The sequence below is a fragment of the Streptomyces sp. NBC_00019 genome, assembly GCF_045041015.1.
Classification (GTDB): Bacteria; Actinomycetota; Actinomycetes; order Streptomycetales; family Streptomycetaceae; genus Streptomyces.
This window is the reverse complement of the sequence record NZ_CP108302.1, coordinates 5,597,783-5,614,982: the sequence shown is the minus strand read 5'-3', so window position 1 is coordinate 5,614,982 and position 17,200 is coordinate 5,597,783. Positions and strand designations below refer to the sequence as shown.

At 69.2% G+C, this 17,200-nt stretch carries 17 protein-coding genes and 1 tRNA gene; 10 read left to right on the top strand and 8 right to left on the bottom strand.

Translation table 11 applies throughout. The features are described 5' to 3' along the window. The first annotated feature begins 13 nt into the window (after nt 1-13). The 5 genes from OHU89_RS26470 to OHU89_RS26450 are packed head-to-tail and all read left to right on the top strand — an operon-like array spanning nt 14 to nt 6,144. On the top strand, nt 14-1,447 hold the full coding sequence (locus OHU89_RS26470) for an FG-GAP repeat protein (protein ID WP_405646372.1): 1,434 nt from the start codon (nt 14-16) through the stop codon (nt 1,445-1,447). An 18-nt stretch (nt 1,448-1,465) separates the two neighbouring features. After that, entirely contained in the window at nt 1,466-2,830 is a 1,365-nt protein-coding gene (locus tag OHU89_RS26465) for an FG-GAP and VCBS repeat-containing protein (RefSeq protein WP_405646370.1), read from the top strand. A gap of 52 nt (nt 2,831-2,882) precedes the next feature. Further along, nucleotides 2,883-4,334 carry an FG-GAP-like repeat-containing protein gene (locus OHU89_RS26460; RefSeq protein ID WP_405646368.1) on the top strand — a complete coding sequence of 484 codons (1,452 nt, stop codon included), beginning with the start codon at nt 2,883-2,885 and terminating at the stop codon, nt 4,332-4,334. Between the two features lie 3 nt (nt 4,335-4,337). Then, nucleotides 4,338-5,153: an FG-GAP repeat protein gene (locus OHU89_RS26455; RefSeq protein WP_405646366.1), complete on the top strand. Its 816-nt coding sequence runs from the start codon at nt 4,338-4,340 to the stop codon at nt 5,151-5,153. Nucleotides 5,154-5,196: 43 nt separating this feature from the next. Then, on the top strand, nt 5,197-6,144 hold the full coding sequence (locus OHU89_RS26450) for a Yip1 family protein (protein ID WP_266889693.1): 948 nt from the start codon (nt 5,197-5,199) through the stop codon (nt 6,142-6,144). A gap of 62 nt (nt 6,145-6,206) precedes the next feature. Here the strand turns inward: OHU89_RS26450 and OHU89_RS26445 are convergent, their stop codons facing one another. Further along, nucleotides 6,207-6,536 carry a hypothetical protein gene (locus OHU89_RS26445; RefSeq protein ID WP_405646364.1) on the bottom strand — a complete coding sequence of 110 codons (330 nt, stop codon included), beginning with the start codon at nt 6,534-6,536 and terminating at the stop codon, nt 6,207-6,209. A 158-nt stretch (nt 6,537-6,694) separates the two neighbouring features. Here OHU89_RS26445 and OHU89_RS26440 point away from each other — a divergent pair, with 158 nt between their 5' ends. Beyond that, nucleotides 6,695-6,883 carry a hypothetical protein gene (locus OHU89_RS26440; protein ID WP_266889698.1) on the top strand — a complete coding sequence of 63 codons (189 nt, stop codon included), beginning with the start codon at nt 6,695-6,697 and terminating at the stop codon, nt 6,881-6,883. Nucleotides 6,884-6,901: 18 nt separating this feature from the next. Here the strand turns inward: OHU89_RS26440 and OHU89_RS26435 are convergent, their stop codons facing one another. The 3 genes from OHU89_RS26435 to dcd form a co-directional block, all read right to left on the bottom strand. Then, nucleotides 6,902-7,246, bottom strand: a complete 345-nt coding sequence (locus OHU89_RS26435; protein ID WP_405646362.1) for a hypothetical protein — start codon at nt 7,244-7,246, stop codon at nt 6,902-6,904. 230 nt (nt 7,247-7,476) lie between these two features. Continuing rightward, on the bottom strand, nt 7,477-7,986 hold the full coding sequence (locus OHU89_RS26430; RefSeq protein ID WP_405646360.1) for a phosphoribosyltransferase: 510 nt from the start codon (nt 7,984-7,986) through the stop codon (nt 7,477-7,479). After that, complete coding sequence (gene dcd, locus OHU89_RS26425; protein ID WP_037702868.1) at nt 7,983-8,558, bottom strand: dCTP deaminase; 576 nt, start codon at nt 8,556-8,558, stop codon at nt 7,983-7,985. Before dcd ends, OHU89_RS26430 begins: the two co-directional genes overlap by 4 nt. 501 nt (nt 8,559-9,059) lie before the next feature. Between dcd and OHU89_RS26420 the strand changes: the two genes are divergently transcribed. Next, nucleotides 9,060-9,130, top strand: a tRNA-Gly gene (locus OHU89_RS26420). A 359-nt stretch (nt 9,131-9,489) separates the two neighbouring features. On the opposite strand, the gene OHU89_RS26415 is transcribed toward OHU89_RS26420, so the two are convergent. The 4 genes from OHU89_RS26415 to OHU89_RS26400 form a co-directional block, all read right to left on the bottom strand. Further along, nucleotides 9,490-9,900 (bottom strand): PIN domain-containing protein, encoded by a 411-nt coding sequence (locus tag OHU89_RS26415; RefSeq protein ID WP_405646358.1) that lies wholly within the window; start codon nt 9,898-9,900, stop codon nt 9,490-9,492. Further along, nucleotides 9,897-10,118 carry a type II toxin-antitoxin system VapB family antitoxin gene (locus tag OHU89_RS26410; protein WP_031120842.1) on the bottom strand — a complete coding sequence of 74 codons (222 nt, stop codon included), beginning with the start codon at nt 10,116-10,118 and terminating at the stop codon, nt 9,897-9,899. The genes OHU89_RS26415 and OHU89_RS26410 overlap by 4 nt, the downstream gene beginning before the upstream one ends. 297 nt (nt 10,119-10,415) lie before the next feature. Continuing rightward, a complete protein-coding gene (locus OHU89_RS26405; protein WP_405646357.1) occupies nt 10,416-11,105 on the bottom strand; it encodes a response regulator in 690 nt (229 codons plus the stop codon). Continuing rightward, nucleotides 11,102-12,763, bottom strand: coding sequence for an ATP-binding protein (locus tag OHU89_RS26400; protein WP_405646355.1), 1,662 nt, complete (start codon nt 12,761-12,763; stop codon nt 11,102-11,104). The genes OHU89_RS26405 and OHU89_RS26400 overlap by 4 nt, the downstream gene beginning before the upstream one ends. A gap of 284 nt (nt 12,764-13,047) precedes the next feature. Here OHU89_RS26400 and OHU89_RS26395 point away from each other — a divergent pair, with 284 nt between their 5' ends. Genes OHU89_RS26395 through OHU89_RS26385 form a run of 3 tightly spaced genes read left to right on the top strand, consistent with a single transcriptional unit; the run spans nt 13,048 to nt 17,113 of the window. Then, on the top strand, nt 13,048-14,190 hold the full coding sequence (locus OHU89_RS26395) for an ABC transporter substrate-binding protein (RefSeq protein WP_405646353.1): 1,143 nt from the start codon (nt 13,048-13,050) through the stop codon (nt 14,188-14,190). Between the two features lie 33 nt (nt 14,191-14,223). Then, complete coding sequence (locus tag OHU89_RS26390) at nt 14,224-15,993, top strand: ABC transporter permease (protein WP_405646351.1); 1,770 nt, start codon at nt 14,224-14,226, stop codon at nt 15,991-15,993. After that, nucleotides 15,986-17,113 (top strand): ABC transporter ATP-binding protein, encoded by a 1,128-nt coding sequence (locus OHU89_RS26385; protein WP_405646349.1) that lies wholly within the window; start codon nt 15,986-15,988, stop codon nt 17,111-17,113. Before OHU89_RS26390 ends, OHU89_RS26385 begins: the two co-directional genes overlap by 8 nt. Nucleotides 17,114-17,200 lie beyond the last annotated feature (87 nt).

The window sequence follows — 17,200 nt, the reverse complement described above, 5'->3', positions numbered from 1 at the left end:
ACGGAAGAACCCCATGCGACTTCTGCGCATCGCCACCGCGGTGGCGCTCACCGGCGGCCTGCTCACCCTCGCGGCCCCGGCCTCGACGGCGGCCACGACGAAGCAGTACACCGCGGACTTCAACGGCGACGGCTACGGCGACGTCGCGTTCGCCGCGCCGTACGCGAAGGTCGGCGGCAAGGGCATGGCCGGCTACGTCGCCGTCCTGTACGGCACCAAGATCGGCCTCGACCCCGCCAAGCGCACCGTCCTCAGCCAGAACACCACGGGCGTGCCCGGCACCGCCGAGGCCGAGGACGCCTTCGGCGAGGCCCTCGCGATCGCCGACCTCAACAAGGACGGCTACACCGATCTCGCCGTCGGCGCCCCCGGCGAGGACGTCGGCACTGACGTCGACGGCGGCTCCGTCACCGTGCTGTGGGGCTCCGCGAGCGGCGTCAAGGGCGGCACCACGGTCAAGGACCCGGCGGTCTCCTCCCACGACAACTGGGGCAGCCTCCTCACCACCGGAGACTTCGACGGCGACGCCAGGGCCGACCTCGCCGTCGGCACGGGCGGCACCAAGTCGTATGTGATCCGCGGGGGTTTCACCAGGTCCGGCACCACCGGCACGGTGAAGAAGATCGGCCTGCCGGAGACGGCGTACTCCGTCGACGCCATGAAGGCCGGCGACACCGACGGCGACAAGAAGTCCGACCTGGTCCTCACCTACCGCACCCACAACACCTCGCACGCCTCGGGCAGTTGGTCCAGGGGCGTCGCCTACCTCGGCTCCGCCGCCGGCCCCGACACCAGCTCGCCGCGCCCCCTGAACGGCGGCACGTCGATCGCGCTCGGCGACATCGACGGCGACGGCTACGACGAGATCGCCCTCGGCAACGTCTTCACCGAGGAGGACGACCAGTCCGGCAGCCTCGGCGGCCGGGTCGTCGTCATCCGCGGCTCGGCGGGCGGGCCCGTCAACGGGGACGCGCCGATGGCCGAACTCACCCAGAGCTCCGAGGGAGTCGCGGGCACGGACGAGGCCGGCGACGGCTTCGGCGGCGCGGTCTCCATCGGCGACTTCAACGCCGACGGCCGCGGCGACCTCGCGATCGGCGTCCCCTTCGAGGACACCACCCAGGCCGAGGACGCCGGCGCCTCCATGGTGCTGGTCGGCCCGCGTCTCGACGGCGGCCGCGCGATCTCGCAGGACACCTACGACGTGCCCGGCACCTCGGAATCCACCGACTACTTCGGCTCGGACGTGCTGCTCTCCGACGTCGACGGCGACGGCCGCGCCGACTACACGGTGACCGCCGGCTTCGAGAACGAGGGCACCGGCGCCGTCTGGTCGCTGCACGGCACGACGAGCGGCATCACCACCGCCGGCATCCGTTCCTTCGGACCCGGTTCCCTCGGCATGTCCAGCGGCTACGGCGCGTTCGGCGCCGGCCTCATCGGCTGACCCACAGGAGCGATACCCATGCGCAGAAGCACCGCAGCCGCCCTGACCGTCACCCTCGTGGCGACGGGCCTCACCCCGCTGTTCCTCGCCGCCCCCGCGTCGGCGGCGGTCGCCAAGCACTACGACGACTTCAACGGCGACGGATACCGGGACCTGGCGTACAGCCACTACTACTCGGGCATCTCCGGCGACGACGGCTGGACCGGCGGCGCCGTCAACATCGTCTACGGCAGCGCGAGCGGCCTCGACACGACGCGCACCCAGGTCGTCCACCAGGACAGCGCCGGCATCCCCGGGACCGGCGAGGAGGACGACTACTTCGGCGAGTCGATCAGCAGCGCCGACCTCAACAAGGACGGCTACGCGGACCTGGTCGTCGGCAACGACACGGAGCACGTGGGCAGCGCGCAGTACCGCGGGACGGTCACCATCGTCTGGGGCTCCAGGACGGGCCTGTCCGGCGGCACCGGCCTCGCCCCGAAGTCCGGCGCGAGCGGCTCCCAGTCCCACTTCGGCAGCGAGCTCGCCACCGGCGACTTCAACGGCGACGGCTCGCCCGACCTCGCCGTCATCGGCGGCAACGAGACGTGGCTGTACCGCGGCCCGTTCACCAAGTCCGGTACGACGGGCAGCGTCAGCAAGATCGACAAGGTGGGCCAGGGCTGGTACTCGCACGGCCTCGCCGCCGGCAAGGTCAACGGCGACGGCAGGACGGACCTGGTCGTCCTCGGCACGCAGTTCGTCGACAACCGGCCCGCCAACCGCATCTGGTACCTCAAGGGCGCCTCGTCGGGCCTGACTTCGGGCGCCTCCAAGACGTACGCCAGTGAGCCGTGGGCCGCCGCGATCGGCGACTTCGACAAGAACGGGTACGGCGACATCGCGGTCGGCCTGCCCGACAACAACGACGGCAGGGGCATCGTCAGCGTCTGGCACGGGACGTCCTCGGGGCCGAGCGGCTCGATGACGTACAACCAGGCCTCCTCCGGTGTGCCCGGCAGCCTCGAGGCGGGCGACAACTTCGGCTACTCCGTCTCGGCCGGCGACACCAACGGCGACGGCTACGCGGACCTCGCGGTCGGCGTGCCGCAGGAGGACGTGGACGGCAAGGAGGACCAAGGCGGCGTCACCGTCTTCCGCGGCGGCTCCGGCGGCCTGACCGGCACCCGCTCCACCTGGATCCCGCAGACGGTGCTCGGCCCGGCCGACTCCTACGTCTCCTTCGGCTCCCCGGTCCGCCTGCGCGACCTCGACCGCGACGGCAAGGCCGACCTGACGGTGGGCGCGAACGGCGACGCCCTGCTCATGCGCGGCACGAGCACCACACCGACCGCGACGGGCGCCGTCCACCTGCCGGAGTACGGCGGCGGCTTCCTCGACTGACCTTTCCCTCCGCGCTTTCTTCGCTTTCCTCGCTTTCTTCCAGGAGAACCCGATGCGTCACCTCAGAACCACCCTCGCGACCGCCGTCGCGGCCACCCTCACCGGCGGTCTGCTCACCCTCTCGGCCGCGACGACCGCGACCGCCGCCCCCTCCGGCCTGGCCGGCGACTTCAACGGCGACGGCTACCGCGATGTCGCGATCGCCGCCCCCATCGCCAAGATCTCCGGCAAGACCGGCGCGGGCTATGTCGCCGTCGTCTACGGCAGTGCGAGCGGCCTCGACACCAGCAAGCGCCAGATCATCAGCCAGGCCACGGACGGCATCCCCGGCACCCCGGAGGCCGGCGACTACTTCGGCGACCGCCTCACCACGGGCGACATGGACGGCGACGGCTACACGGACCTCGTGGTCGGTGTGCACGGCGAGAAGATCGGCTCCACCGACTCCTACGGCGCGCTGACCGTGCTGTGGGGCGGCGCGACCGGCATCAAGTCCGGCACCGACATCTCCTCCCCGCTGCCGGAGTACCGCAACGAGTTGGGCTGGTCCCTCGCGGCCGGCGACTTCGACGGCGACGGCCACACCGACCTGGCCGCCGGCAACAACTCCACGCCGTCCCTGAACATCTTCCGCGGCCCCGTCTCCCGTACCGGCAAGGCCGCTTCGCTCGTCGGCGTCGACACGATCGCCCAGACCACGATCTACCCCGACGGCCTCATCGCGGGCGAGGTCAACGCCGACGGCCGCACCGACCTGCTGGTCATGGGCCAGGAGGAGACCAGCACCGGCGACTACCGCACCCGCAGCGTCCTCTACACGGGCGACGCCACCACCACCCTCAAGGTCGGCAAGAAGCTCGCGGGCGGCTACGCCGGCGTCATCGCCGACGTGAACAAGGACGGCTACGGCGACATCGTCACCGGCAACTTCATGGAGAAGTCGACGTCCGAGCCGAACGGCGGCCTCGGCGGCGCGGTGACGGTGACGTACGGCGCGTCCACGGGCGTGTCCACCCGTACGCCGGTGAAGTTCACCCAGGACTCGGCGAGCGTCCCCGGCACGGCCGAGAAGTTCGACTTCTTCGGCTGGAGCCTGTCGGCCGGCGACGTCAACGGCGACGGCTACGCCGACATCGCGGTCGGCTCCGAGCAGGAGACCATCGGCTCGGCGAAGCACGCGGGCACGGTCACCGTCCTGCGCGGCTCGGCCTCCGGCCTGACCGGCACCGGCTCGAAGTCCTACTCCCAGAACACGGCGAACGTCCCCGGCACGGCGGAGTCCTACGACCACTTCGGCTACGCGGTCCACCTCACGGACATCGACAACAACGGCCGCACGGAACTGGTGACCTCCGCCTCCGGCGAGAACAGCAGCGACGGCGCCGTCTGGTTCCTCAAGTCCACCACCTCCGGCATCACCGCCACCGGTTCGAAGTCCTTCAGCGGCCCGACCCTGGGCGGCCCCTCCGGCGACGCGTACTTCGGCGACGTCCTGGAAGGCTGACCCGTGCGCATCCGTACGACGGCGCTCGCGGCCCTGCTGGCCGCGGGCCTCGCCCCGCTGACCCTGGCCGCCCCGGCCACGGCCGCGCCCTCGGGCCTGCCCGGCGACTTCAACGGCGACGGCCGCGACGACCTGGCCGTGGGCGCGGGCAACTACAACGGCGTCTCCCTCTACCTCGGCGGCACCGGCAAGGGCAGCACCCTGGCCGGCCGCACCGGCTTCGCACCGGGCGGCCGCAACGCTCTGGGCCTCGACAGCCTCACCGCCGGCGACATCGACGGCGACGGCACGGACGACCTGGTGATCGGCGGCGGCAACCTGGCCACGGTCGCCCGCCAGGCGGTGTACCTGTCGCCGGGCGGCTCCGCCAGGACGTTCGCCGGGGAGGCCGGCCCGGGCTACGCCACCGCGGTCGGCGACATCGACGGCGACGGCCGCGCCGACCTCGCGGTCGGGGCCCGCCACGAGACGATCGGCAGCAAGGAGTACGCCGGTTCGGTCACGGTCGTCCCGGCCGGTACGACGGGCCTGTCGCCCGGCACGTCGTACAGCTACCAGCAGGACACGGCCGGCGTCCCCGGCACGTCCGAGCGGGACGACCAGTTCGGCACCGCCGTCCAGCTGACCGACACCAACCGTGACGGCAAGGCCGATCTGGCCGTCGGCGCGCCTGGTGAGAACGCTCACGACGGGGCCCTGTGGTTCCTCAAGGGCACCTCGACCCGGCTGACGACGAAGGGTGTTGTGAGCTTCGGTGCGGCCTCGATCGGTCTGGGCGCACACCCCCAGCCGGAGCTCAGCACGCCGATCACGGGCTGACCCTCACGACGTGTCAGGGACAGGCATGACAACCCCTTAGGGGATGTCACAGCTCGGCCGCAAAGCCGGGCCCGAACCCTCGGGCCCGGCACGTGACTCTCCGGGACCAGGTACGTTCGAAGGCGTGGCTGGATTCAGGATCGGACGCGGCCGGGACAACGGCGCTCCTCACACGCGACCGCAACAACCTCCGTACGGGCAGCAGGCCCCGCAGGGACCGTCGTACGGCGGCTACCCCGCGCCGCCTTCGCACCCGCACCCGGGGCAGCAGCAGTACGGCGGCCCCCAGGGCGGCGGCTACGACGAGCCGGAGTACTTCGGCGACGGCGGCCACGACCCGTACGCGGCGAACAACCCGGGTCACACCCAGGCCTTCTCGGTCGGCGAGGACCCCTACAACCAGGGCGGCACGTACCGCGCGGGCTCGACCCCGCCGGCCGGCCCGGTGGGCCCCCGCCTCCACTGGAAGGACCTCCTGAGGGGCATCGTCACGGCCCCCAACCGGACCTTCCTCCAGATGCGCGACTACACGATGTGGGTCCCGGCCCTGATCGTGACGTTCCTCTACGGCCTGCTCGCCGTCTTCGGCTTCGACGGCGCCCGTGAGGACGCGATAAACGCCACCCTCTCCAACGCGGTGCCGATCGTCCTGACGACGGCGGTCGCGATGGTCCTGTCCTCCTTCGTCCTGGGCGTGGTGACCCACACCCTGGCCCGCCAACTCGGCGGCGACGGCGCCTGGCAGCCCACGGTCGGCCTCTCCATGCTGATCATGTCCCTGACGGACGCCCCCCGCCTCGTCCTCGCCATGTTCTTCGGCGGCGACGCCACCTTCGTCCAGGGCGTCGGCTGGGCGACCTGGGTGGCAGCAGGCGCCCTCCTGACCCTGATGGTCTCCAAGTCCCACGACCTCCCCTGGCCGAAGGCCCTGGGCGCGGCGTCGATCCAACTGATCGCCCTGCTCTCGATCGTGAAGCTGGGCACCTTCTAGGCGACGGTCCTCCAAGTACGCCGAAGAGGGGCTCCCCACAACGGGGAGCCCCTTTGGCTTGCTCAGGGCGAGGGCGTGAAGCCGGTGGAGAGGTTCAGGTGGAACGGGGAGCCCGGAGCCGTTGGGGTCCAGCCCTCACGAAGAGCAAGCTGGATGGTCCGGGTGACGTCGGACGGCAGGACGGGCTTGGCTTCGCGCCCGAACCAGTTGCTCGGGTGCGGCTGGTCGGTGGTGACCACGAGCGTCGTCCCGGGAACGTCCGCGTGCTCGACCGCGAACGTGCACGGTGTCCAGGCAAGAGCCTGGAAGTAGGTCGGCCTGCGTCGCAACCGCCAGCGGTAAGCCGTACCGTCCACGACGATGCGTCGCGCTCCCTTGCGGCCCAGTGCCATGACTCCTCCTCGACTCCGAGAAGGCTAACCAGTCCGGCCAGCCCGGGTGGGTCAGCAGTCGCATACTCCCTCGCCTGTTGGCCGCAGCCCGCGTATGGTCGCGCGTCGGGAGTGACTCACTGACGGACCGCACGCGGCTGTGCCGGGAACGGGGGACCGTGAGCAGGAGACGCTACGTCGCCCGGGGCGTGCCGGGTGGCTACCGGATCTGGGACAACCGGGGACGTCGATGGTGGGGCGACTTCTACGAGTTGTGTCCTGACGATCTCCTGGCCGAACTCAATGGCCAGGCTGACCAGGCACGGATCACTGCGCTGATGAAGCGCTACAGGGCGCAGAAGAGGTAGGCGGCCCCCACCGGTTGTTCACGATGTGGCGGGATACCGGTAATGGCCGACCTCTGGATCCGGCAGGCCGCTCATCCCCAGGTCTCTGCGCATGGCCTCCCGGAGATGAGCGTTCTCCCGCCAGAGATCAGCCCGTACCTGAAAGTACGCGTCCCCTCTGAGGTCGGGGTCTGCGACGAGCCCGTCTCTCATGCTGATCAACGCGTCACAAGCCTTCACAGCCAGCCCAATGATCTCGGCCGAAGCAGTGAGCGACAGACTCTGCCTCAGCCGCCATACACCCGAGCCATCCAGAGCCTGATGAAGGTCGGCGTAAAGTCGATCACCGGTCGCGCCATCGACTCGGAAGACGACTGTCCGCATGTCGGAGTGTCCTCGGCTGAGCGCCATGAGGAACTCGGAGTACACGCCCCTGCGTGTCTGGACGCCCTCCCGCTCTTGGTCACGACGCCAGCGAATGCGCTCAGCGATCAGAGCGGAGCTCACGCCGACCACGGCACCGGCCAAGGTGCTCACGGGAGATATCCAGTCCACCGAGACGTGCTACCCAGATGACCGATATCCACTAACACCTGGGTGCTGACGAATGCGTGCTAGACCGCTTCCTTGTTCTCCTTCGGCGCCTCGCCCGACCTACCCACCGGAGGCAGCACACTCCACGGAAAGTTGATCCACTCGTCCGTCCGCTTCCACACGTACTCGCACTTCACCAGTGACTGCGTCTTCTCGTAGATGACGGCGCTGCGGACCTCGGCGACGGTGTCGAGGCAGAAGTCGCGGACCAGCTTGAGGGTCTTGCCGGTGTCGGCGACGTCGTCGGTGATGAGGACCTTTTTGGAGGAGAAGTCGATGGTGTTGGGGACGGGGGCGAGCATGACGGGCATGTCGAGGGTGGTGCCTACGCCGGTGTAGAACTCGACGTTGACCAGGTGGATGTTCTTGCAGTCCAGCGCGTACGCGAGGCCACCCGCGACAAACACACCGCCGCGGGCGATGGAGAGGACGATGTCGGGCTCGTAGCCGTCGTCGGCGATGGTCTGCGCGAGCTCGCGGACGGCGACGCCGAATCGCTCGTACGTCAGGTTCTCCCGTACGTCGCTCATACCTGCGTCCGGTGGAAGTTGAGGAAGGAACGGGAGGCCGTCGGGCCACGCTGGCCCTGGTAGCGGGAGCCGTAGCGCTCGCTGCCGTAGGGGAACTCGGCCGGCGAGGAGAGCCGGAACAGACAGAGCTGGCCGATCTTCATGCCGGGCCAGAGCTTGATGGGGAGGGTGGCGAGGTTGGAGAGCTCCAACGTCACGTGCCCGGAGAAGCCGGGGTCGATGAAACCGGCGGTGGAGTGGGTGACGAGGCCGAGGCGGCCGAGGGAGGACTTGCCCTCCAGGCGCGAGGCGAGGTCGTCGGGGAGCGAGATGACCTCGTACGTCGAGGCGAGGACGAACTCGCCGGGGTGGAGGATGAAGGGCTCGTCGCCCTCCGGCTCCACGAGGCGCGTGAGGTCCGCCTGTTCGACGGAGGGGTCGATGTGGGGGTAGCGGTGGTTCTCGAACACCCGGAAGAAGCGATCGAGGCGCACGTCGACACTGGACGGCTGCACCATGGATTCGTCGTAGGGATCGATCCGTACTCGCCCGGCATCGATCTCGGCCCGGATGTCCTTGTCTGAGAGAAGCACGCCCCGAGGATACGCAAGGCGCGCGGACCGACCACCATCGGACGGTCCGCGCGCCTGGGTGCTACTCCTTTATCGCTTCTCCAAGGTCACCGGAACGACGCTGCGAAGCCGGGCGCAACGAGGGCACCGGACGAGTCTTCCGGGACCGAGCCGCTCGGCCTGCTGCATCGGGAACGAAGCGGTGCTGAACACGTGCCCATCGGCACAACGGACGACAGTGCGCTCCATCAAGTTCTGGAGTCCCTTCCCCAAGAGCCGCGTCCGGCTGCTGCTCGCCGGACGACAAAAGCCACATTACGGGATGGAAGGAACGACTCTCCAGGCGGCACTCCGACCTCTCCCGGAGCCTCTCCCACCTCTCCACCGTACGCCCCAACTCCGGCGCCCCGCAGCCCCATCGCTCCCCTGAAACGCACTCAGACCCCGCGGCTCCGGCGCCGGGGGTCTGGCATGAGGTAGAGTGACAGAGCGTTCCGACACCGGTCTCAACCGGCGTCTTACGCGGGTGTAGTTTAGTGGTAGAACATCAGCTTCCCAAGCTGAGAGTGCGAGTTCGATTCTCGTCACCCGCTCTTTTCGTAGCCCCAGGTCAGTGGCCTGGGGCTTGTGCATTGGCGGGGATTTTCCGCAGGATCTGGCCTGCAGGTGCATGAAAGACAGGGCACGTGGAGGGCACGAGTTCCCGGTGGCCGTGGCAGGCTCGTCGCTACCGGCGCCAAAAGGCGCATCTGACCTGCCATTCCGCTGTGGCATCCGCATCGGTCGTGCCCGTAAGCCCTCAGCCTGCCCGTCCCCTCGGGAGAGCGGACGGCGTTTGCGGACGCCGCAGCATTGCCGGTCGCCCAACTCATGTCCAAGAGGCAGTACTTCAACTGACGCGCCATGGTGGCCACGAACGGACCGGGCGGCACGCAGGCTCGGCGGAAACGACTCAGACGATGTCGTGGATGTTGTGCTCGGTCAGGTCGGATGCGTGCCGGGCGATGGCGCGGTAGTCGGCGTCGTCGTGGAGGACGGCGAGGCCGTGGTGGGCCGCCGTGGCGGCGATGACCAGGTCGACCGCCGATGCGCTGCGGTGCTCCCCGGCCCGGGCCATACGGTTCTGCACCGCGCCGATCCAGCGTCCCGCGTTCTTCGGCACCGACACGTCGGGGTACAGGTCGGTGAACATCTCCACGATCTCGCCATGCTCGCGTCCGTTCCGCGCACTGTGGAGGAACTCGGCGCGTTGCACGTAGCAGGACGCGATGGCCCCGGCGTCGATCGCGTCGTACCAGGCCACTTGGAGTTTCTGATCGCGGAGGAGGCGGACCAGGCCGGAGGTGTCGAGCAGGTAGATCACCGGCTGTTCTTCTCCGCCCGGTGCAGGCGCTCGGCGTCCTCGACAGCACCCCATTCACGCGCACGCTCGAAATGACGGCTGATGCGCGCCGCACGCTCCTGCTGCTCGGCGTAGAAGTTCAACGCGAGATTGACCGCCTCCTTCTTGGTCCTGACCTTGGCCAGAGCCATGGCGCGTTCGAGGGCGTCGTCATCGATGTCGATCTGCGTCACAGACATGTGGCACCTCCTACACGATGTTGGCAATGTACATAAGAGAATATGTCACCAACATCGACGCGCAAATGCCGTCAGGCCGATGTAACCGATCTCGTCGGTGCCCTGGATCCCCTTCTCCGCATCCACCGTCGTCGCGAAGAGAGCTCATGGGCGTCAACCCGATCGAGGCAAGCAAGGCGAGCACACCGTCCGGGCAGGTGGAGGTCGGTGAGCGGCGAGTCATCGCTCTCGTCGCGCATGCGCGGCCCGGAGGGGCCTGAAGCGAGTGCCGTTCCGCCCCCGTATCCGCCGTCCGTGTCAGTCCGCGACCCATACGTATCGGTGTTCGGGGCGGCCGGTCTCGCCGTACTTGAGGGTGAGGCCGATGCGTCCGGCACGTTCGAGGTACTTGAGGTAGCGCTGGGCGGTGGACCGGCTGATGCCGGTGCGTTCGGCGACTTCGTGGGCGGAGAGGGGCTGTCCTGCCTGGTCCAGGGCGCGGCGAATGACGTCGATGGTGGGAGTGGAGTAGCCCTTGGGGAGGGTGGAGTGAGGGTCGGCGGTGGATCTCAGGGCGCTGAAGATCTGGTCCACCTGGTCCTGGCCCGCCCGGCCTCGTCCGCCGACGTCCTCGAGGGCGTGGCGGAGGGTGGTGTAGCTGTCGAGTTTGGTGCGCAGGGCAGCGAAGGCGAAGGGTTTGACGAGGTACTGGAGGGCTCCGTACCGCATGGCGGCCTGGACGGTGACGATGTCGCTGGCCGCCGTCACCATGATGACGTCGGCATGGTGGCCGAGCTGGCGCATGCGGCGCACCAGGGTCAGCCCGGTCTCGTCGGGGAGGTAGTGATCGAGGAGGACGAGGTCGATGTGGGTGCGCTCGAGGGTGGCCAGGGCGTGGGCGGCGGTGTGAGCGCGGGCGGCGACCCGGAAGCCGGGTACCTGGGTGACGTACGTGGCGTTGATCTCGGCGACGTGGAAGTCGTCGTCCACGACGAGGACATCGATCATCGGGACTCTCCTGAGGCGGCGAGCTCGACCACGGGGGCGTTGTCGTCAGCGGTGTCGTCGGCCATGTCGTCGAGGGCGAGCGCTTCGGGCAGGACAACGGTGAAGACAGCGCCTCCGTCGGCGCGGGCGGCGACCCGGGCCGTACCGCCGTAGCGCTCGGCGAGTCGCCTGACCAGGGCCAGGCCGATGCCTCGGCCGTGCGGGCGGTGGTCCGGGGGTTTGGTGGACCAGCCCTCGGTGAACACCTGCTCGCGCATCTCGGGCGGTACGCCCGGCCCGTTGTCGGCCACGCGCAGGACAGCGGTGGTGTCTTCGGCCCGCAGCTCCACCTCGATGAACGGGCCGGAGGGTCGGTGCCCGGCCACCGCGTCCACCGCGTTGTCGATGAGGTTGCCCAGGACGGTGACCAGGTCCCGCGGGTCGACCACCCGCTCGGCCAGCAGCGTGGCGGGGGACAGGCGCAGGGGTACGCCGCGTTCGGCGGCGACGGCGGACTTGCCGACCAGCAGCGCCGACAGCAGCGGGTCCCGTACCCGCTCGGCGATCTGCTCGGCGGAGGACCGGTGGGTGTGGGCGACGCCCGCGATGAGCTGTGCGGCCCGGTCGTGGCGGCCGATCTCGATCAGCCCGAGGATGGTGTGCAGGCGGTTGGCGTGTTCGTGGCCCTGAGCGCGCAGCGCGTCCAGCAGCCCTTGCGTGCTGTCCAGTTCGCGGCCGAGGAGTTCCAGTTCGGTGCGGTCGCGCAGCGTCACCACCGTCCCGCCGTCCCGGGTCGGCATGCGGTTGGCGACCAGTACCCGGCCGCCGCTGACGGTCAGCAGGTCGGCTCCGTCGACGCGTCCGGCCAGTACGTCCGCCGTTCGGCCCCGGGGCAGGGCCTCGTCCGGGGTGTGGCCGGTGGCGTCCGCGTCGAGCGTCAGCAGTCTCCTGGCCTCGTCGTTGACCAGGCGGATCCGACCGCGCCGGTCGCAGGCGACGACACCCTCCCGGACACCGTGCAGCATGGCCTCGCGCTCGTCGAGGAGGGCGGAGATGTCGGCGAAGGCGACGCCGTGGGTGCGGCGGCGCACACTGCGGGAGACCAGGAGCGCGGCCAGGACACCGACGGCGAGCGCGGCGCCCGCGTACAGCATCATTCCGGGAACCGCACCGAACAGCTGATCGCGCACGCTGCCGTAGGCGATGCCGACCGAGACCGCCCCCACGATGTCGCCCCGGTCGTCGCGCAGCGGCACTTTGGCGCGGGCGGAGCGGCCGAGCGTTCCGGTGTCGATCTCCATGACCTCGTGGCCGGCGAGCACGCGACCGGGATCCGTGGAGACGTGGTAGCCGATCTCGGCCGGGTTGGTGTGCGACCAGCGCACGCCGTGGGTGTCCATCACGACGACGTACAGCGCCCTGGTGGCCCGGCGTATGCGTTCGGCCTCGTGTTGCACCGGCCCCGACGCACTCGGCTCGGTGGCGACCAGATCGCGCGCGACGTCCGGCTCGGCGGCGGTCTGGGCGATGGCGAGCGCCCGGCGCATCGCCTGGTCGTCGAGCTGGGAGCCGAACGGGGCGAGGAACAGGCCGGTGGCGAGAATCGTCACCCCGGTAGTGATGGCCAGCTGCACGGCCAGCACCTGGGCGAAGACACGCCGGGGCCGCGGAATCCGCACCTGCCCACCTCATCTTCCCTGGTCACCCGACGTCACCCGCCGTCTCGTGAACTGATTCATCCGATTGACGTGGTTGTGAACGCAAGGTAAGCGCCAGAGAGGCTGCTGCCCAGACCTATGGCGTGTTTTCGTCGTCACAGCGTCATCCCGGGCGTCGGCACAACGAGCAGAACAGGGCTTGTGAGCACAAGAGGGGGTTGCGCCCACAAGACTCCCGGTGTGGCTGCGGTCACTCCTAGCCTCCCGGCAACAGATGCCGACGGGCATGCACTAGGAGGAGAACCATGGCCAGAAACCACCGCTCCGCGATCGCACTCGTTCTGGCGCTCACGCTCGGCGGCGCGCTGACCGCCTGCGGGGGCGGCGGCAGTGACGCACCCAAGGCGGCGGAGAACAAGATCAGCAAGGGCGAGGTGCCGGCCTACTACCCCAAGGACTACGACGCCCTGATCGAGGCGGCCAAGAAGGAGGGCGGGAAGATCACCGTCTACTCCAACCTCGGCGACGACAACATGGCGCCCATCGTCCGGGACTTCAAGAAGAAGTACGGCTTCATCAAGACCGTGGACATCAACGAACTGGACAGCGACGAGCTGTTCCAGAAGGTCCTCTCGGAGAACGCGGCCGGCTCGTCCCCGGCGGACGTGATGATCTCCAGCGCGGCGACCGCCTGGGCGGACTTCTCCGGGCGCAAGGACACGGTGCTGGAGTACAAGTCCCCGGAGCTCTCCGAGCTCGGCGAGTCCGCGGAGCTGCTGCCCAGCGTCTACGCGATGTCCAAGGACCCGATGACGATCGCGTACAACACCTCGCTGATGGAGAAGGCGCCGACCGGCATCGCCGACCTGGCCGCGATCATGAAGGCCGACGAGGGCAAGTTCAAGAACAAGGTCACCGTCCGTGACCCCGAGGGCTCGTTCGGCTTCACCGTCACCCACGCCCTCACCGAGGGCAACTCCGGGGCGTGGGACGCCCTGGGGACCATGCTTCCGCTGGCCCGTCCGGAGACCTCCTCCGGCACGCAGCTGGAGAAGATCGTCGCCGGTGAGTACACGGCCGGCTTCCTGATCAGCGCCTCCCCCGCGTACCCGGTCGTCGAGGACAGCGCGGGCCTGGTGAAGATCGTCTTCCCGAAGGACGGCACCGTCGTCCTGCCGCGCGGCATCGGCATCGCCGCCGAGGCCCCGCACCCGGCCACCTCGAAGCTGTTCCTGGACTTCGCGCTGTCGCAGGAGGGCCAGCGCGCTGTCGCCGAGGGCGGCCTGTCGTCGTACCGCAAGGGCGTCCAGGGGCAGGGCCTGCACACCTACCAGGAGGTCGTCGACGCGGTCGGCGAAGACCACATCATCCCCGTCGAGTACACCGCCGTCAGCAAGAACGACGCCGAAGCCTGGCTCGACCGCTTCAACGGACTCGCCAAGAAGTAGGCACCCCTGACGCGACGATCGGAGCCAGAGCACATGTCAACCCTGACCCAACCGCCCGGCACAGTGGCCGACGAACATGCGGAAACGTTCAAGCCGCCGCGCTACCGCCGCCCCCTCGGCATCGGACGTGACCAGGCCGTCCAGTACGCGGTACTCGCGTTCCTCGCGGTCCTGGTGCTGGCTCCGATCGTCCCGACCCTCTACCAGAGCGTGCGCAACCGCCCGCTCTACGAAGCGGGCGGCGCCTTCACCCTCAGCGGCTACGCCCGGCTCTTCACCGACGCGGGCTTCGGCGAAGTCGCCCTCAACACGCTGCTGTTCGCCGCGATGACCACGCTGCTGAGCCTGGTCATCGCGATCCCGATGGCGGTCGTGGTGGTCCGTACGAAGCTGCCGGGCGGCCGGCTGATCGCGCTGGCGATGCAGTGGCCGTTCTTCATCTCCTCGCTGATCCTGGGCTTCGGCTGGATCATCATGTACGGGCCCGCCGGGTTCGTCTCCATCAAGTTCCAGCAGGTCTTCGGCGGCGTGCCGTGGAACCTGTACTCGATCCCCGGGATGGCCCTGACGGAGGCCGTGGCGCTCGCCCCGATCGCCTACGTGTTCTGCGCCAACGCCCTGCGTCAGTCGGACGCGTCCCTGGAGTCGGCGGCCCAGGTGTGCGGTGCGGGACCGCTGCGGATCCTGGCGCAGGTGGTCGTACCGCTGCTGCGCCCGCCGATCGTCTACAGCGCCATCCTGGTGTTCTCCGTCTCGCTGGAGACCCTGAGTGTGCCGCTGCTGTACGGCCAGCCGGTGAACATCGACGTGTTCTCGACGTTCCTGTACCACAACGGCCTGACCTCGGTGAATCCCGACTACACGGTCCTGGGCGCCGCCTCCACGCTCATCCTGCTGATCGCGCTCAGCCTGGTCGTGGTGCAGGCGAAGCTGCTGAAGAACGCCGCCCGGTTCGTGTCCGTGCGCGGCAAGGCGACCCGCCCCCACAAGCTCGACCTGGGCTGGCTGAAGTGGGTGAGCATCGTGTTCATCTGGTGCTACCTCATCGCCGGGGCCCTGATCCCGATCGCCGGCCTGGTCTTCCGCTCGTTCACGCTGATCTTCACCCCGCTCCAGTCGCCGCTGAAGACGGTCACCACGCAGAACTACGCGATGGTCTTCGAGTCCGACAACTACGTACAGTCCCTGTGGAACAGCCTGATCGTGTCCGGGGTCGGCGCGGTGACGGTCAGCACGCTCGCGGTGGTCTCGGTCATGGTCGCCCGCCGCTCCACCTTCCGCTTCGGCCGGGCCGTGGAGTACCTCGCGCTGATCCCGCAGTCGATGCCGGGCATCATCGTCGGCATCGGATTCTTCTGGGCGCTCGCCCTCGCCCCGTTCGGCATCGGCTCGGTGCTGCAGGGCACGATCTACGCCGTCATCATCGCCTTCGGCATACGCGCCCTGCCCAGCGCGTTCGGCTCGGTCGCCCCGGCGATCATGCAGATCGGCGGCGAGCTGGACAACGCGGCCCGGGTCTCCGGCGCCGACTGGGTGATGACGTTCCTCCGCGTCCTGCGGGCGCTCGTCACCCCGGCCTTCGCCGGGGCGCTGATCCTCACGTTCGTGATCATGCTCAAGGAGTACTCCCCCGCGGTGTTCATCAGCTCCGCGGACAACAACATCCTGGGAACGACCATGCTGCGGCTCTGGACCCAGGGCCGGGCCGGGTCCGTCGCCGCTCTGGCAACCCTCCAGATCGCCATCACCGCGGTCTTCGTCGCACTCGCAGGTCTGCTCATGAAGGGAAAGCACGATGCCTGAGGTGACCGTGAAGAACCTGGCCAAGACGTTCGGGGACAACTCCGTCCTGCGTGACGTCACCTTCACCATCGAGGACGGTGAGTTCTTCACCCTCCTGGGAGCCAGCGGCTGCGGCAAGTCCACGACGCTCAACTGCATAGCCGGCCTCGAACAGCCCACCGAGGGCTCCATCACCGTGGGCGGCCGGCCCTTCGTCGACGCGGCGGCCGGTGTCTTCCTGCCCCCCGAGGAGCGCAACCTCGGCATGGTGTTCCAGTCGTACGCGCTGTGGCCGCACATGACCATCGCGAAGAACCTGGCGCTGCCCCTGAACATCCGCAAGGTCCCCAAGGACAAGCAGAAGACCCTCATCCACGACGCCCTCGACAAGGTCGGCCTCGCCGAGCTCAGCGGCCGCTACCCGCACCAGCTCTCCGGCGGCCAGCAGCAGCGCGTCGCGCTCGCCCGCGCCCTGGTCTACTCCCCCACGGTCCTCCTCCTCGACGAGCCGCTGTCCAACCTCGACGCCAAGCTCCGTGAGCAGGCCCGGGCGTGGCTCAAGCGCCTGCAGGAGGAGCTGGGCATCACCACCGTCTACGTCACCCACGACCAGGAGGAGGCTCTCGCCCTCAGCGACCGGATCGCGGTCATGGAGGGCGGCAACATGATCCAGATCGGCACGCCGCACGAGATCTACGAGCGCCCGGCCGCCCCGGCGGTCGCCGCCTTCGTCGGCCGCTGCAACTTCCTCACCGGCCGGGTGATCGGACAGGAGGGCAGACGGCACCGGATCCTCCTCGACTGCAGCGCCGACGTGGTGCAGGTCGACAGCGACGAGCGCCTCGGGGGCGGCCAGTCCGTCACGGTGGCGATCCGTCCGGAGCGCCTCGAGGTCGTCCCGCAGTCCGGTACGGCGTCCGGCACCAACCGTCTGACGACCCAGGTCCTCACCAGCTCCTACGTCGGTTCCCGCTACGAGTACGACGTCCGCCTCGGCGACCAGGTCGTCCAGGTCCTCAGCGGCCATGTCGGACTCTCCGGGGAAGTGTCCCTCGTCTTCGAGCCCGCCCATGCCCTCCTGTACGCGGACAAGGTCGAACTCCCCGAGGAACAGCGCGACTTGCTGACGGTCAGTCCGTGAGGAACGCGAACCCCGGCCGACCGGCCCGGAGACGGCGCCCCGACCCGCGTTCGGGTCGGGGCGCCACCGGGGCCTTCACCGGACCCC

Excerpts from the sequence above, each read along its gene's own strand:
- OHU89_RS26470 (WP_405646372.1), top strand. The coding sequence starts at position 14 with ATGCGACTTCTGCGCATCGCCACCGCGGTGGCGCTCACCGGCGGCCTG.
- OHU89_RS26465 (WP_405646370.1), top strand. The coding sequence starts at position 1,466 with ATGCGCAGAAGCACCGCAGCCGCCCTGACCGTCACCCTCGTGGCGACG.
- OHU89_RS26460 (WP_405646368.1), top strand. The coding sequence starts at position 2,883 with ATGCGTCACCTCAGAACCACCCTCGCGACCGCCGTCGCGGCCACCCTC.
- OHU89_RS26450 (WP_266889693.1), top strand. The coding sequence starts at position 5,197 with ATGTCACAGCTCGGCCGCAAAGCCGGGCCCGAACCCTCGGGCCCGGCA.
- OHU89_RS26445 (WP_405646364.1), bottom strand. The coding sequence starts at position 6,536 with ATGGCACTGGGCCGCAAGGGAGCGCGACGCATCGTCGTGGACGGTACG.
- OHU89_RS26435 (WP_405646362.1), bottom strand. The coding sequence starts at position 7,246 with ATGCGGACAGTCGTCTTCCGAGTCGATGGCGCGACCGGTGATCGACTT.
- OHU89_RS26430 (WP_405646360.1), bottom strand. The coding sequence starts at position 7,986 with ATGAGCGACGTACGGGAGAACCTGACGTACGAGCGATTCGGCGTCGCC.
- OHU89_RS26410 (WP_031120842.1), bottom strand. The coding sequence starts at position 10,118 with ATGTCTGTGACGCAGATCGACATCGATGACGACGCCCTCGAACGCGCC.
- OHU89_RS26405 (WP_405646357.1), bottom strand. The coding sequence starts at position 11,105 with ATGATCGATGTCCTCGTCGTGGACGACGACTTCCACGTCGCCGAGATC.
- OHU89_RS26395 (WP_405646353.1), top strand. The coding sequence starts at position 13,048 with ATGGCCAGAAACCACCGCTCCGCGATCGCACTCGTTCTGGCGCTCACG.
- OHU89_RS26390 (WP_405646351.1), top strand. The coding sequence starts at position 14,224 with ATGTCAACCCTGACCCAACCGCCCGGCACAGTGGCCGACGAACATGCG.
- OHU89_RS26385 (WP_405646349.1), top strand. The coding sequence starts at position 15,986 with ATGCCTGAGGTGACCGTGAAGAACCTGGCCAAGACGTTCGGGGACAAC.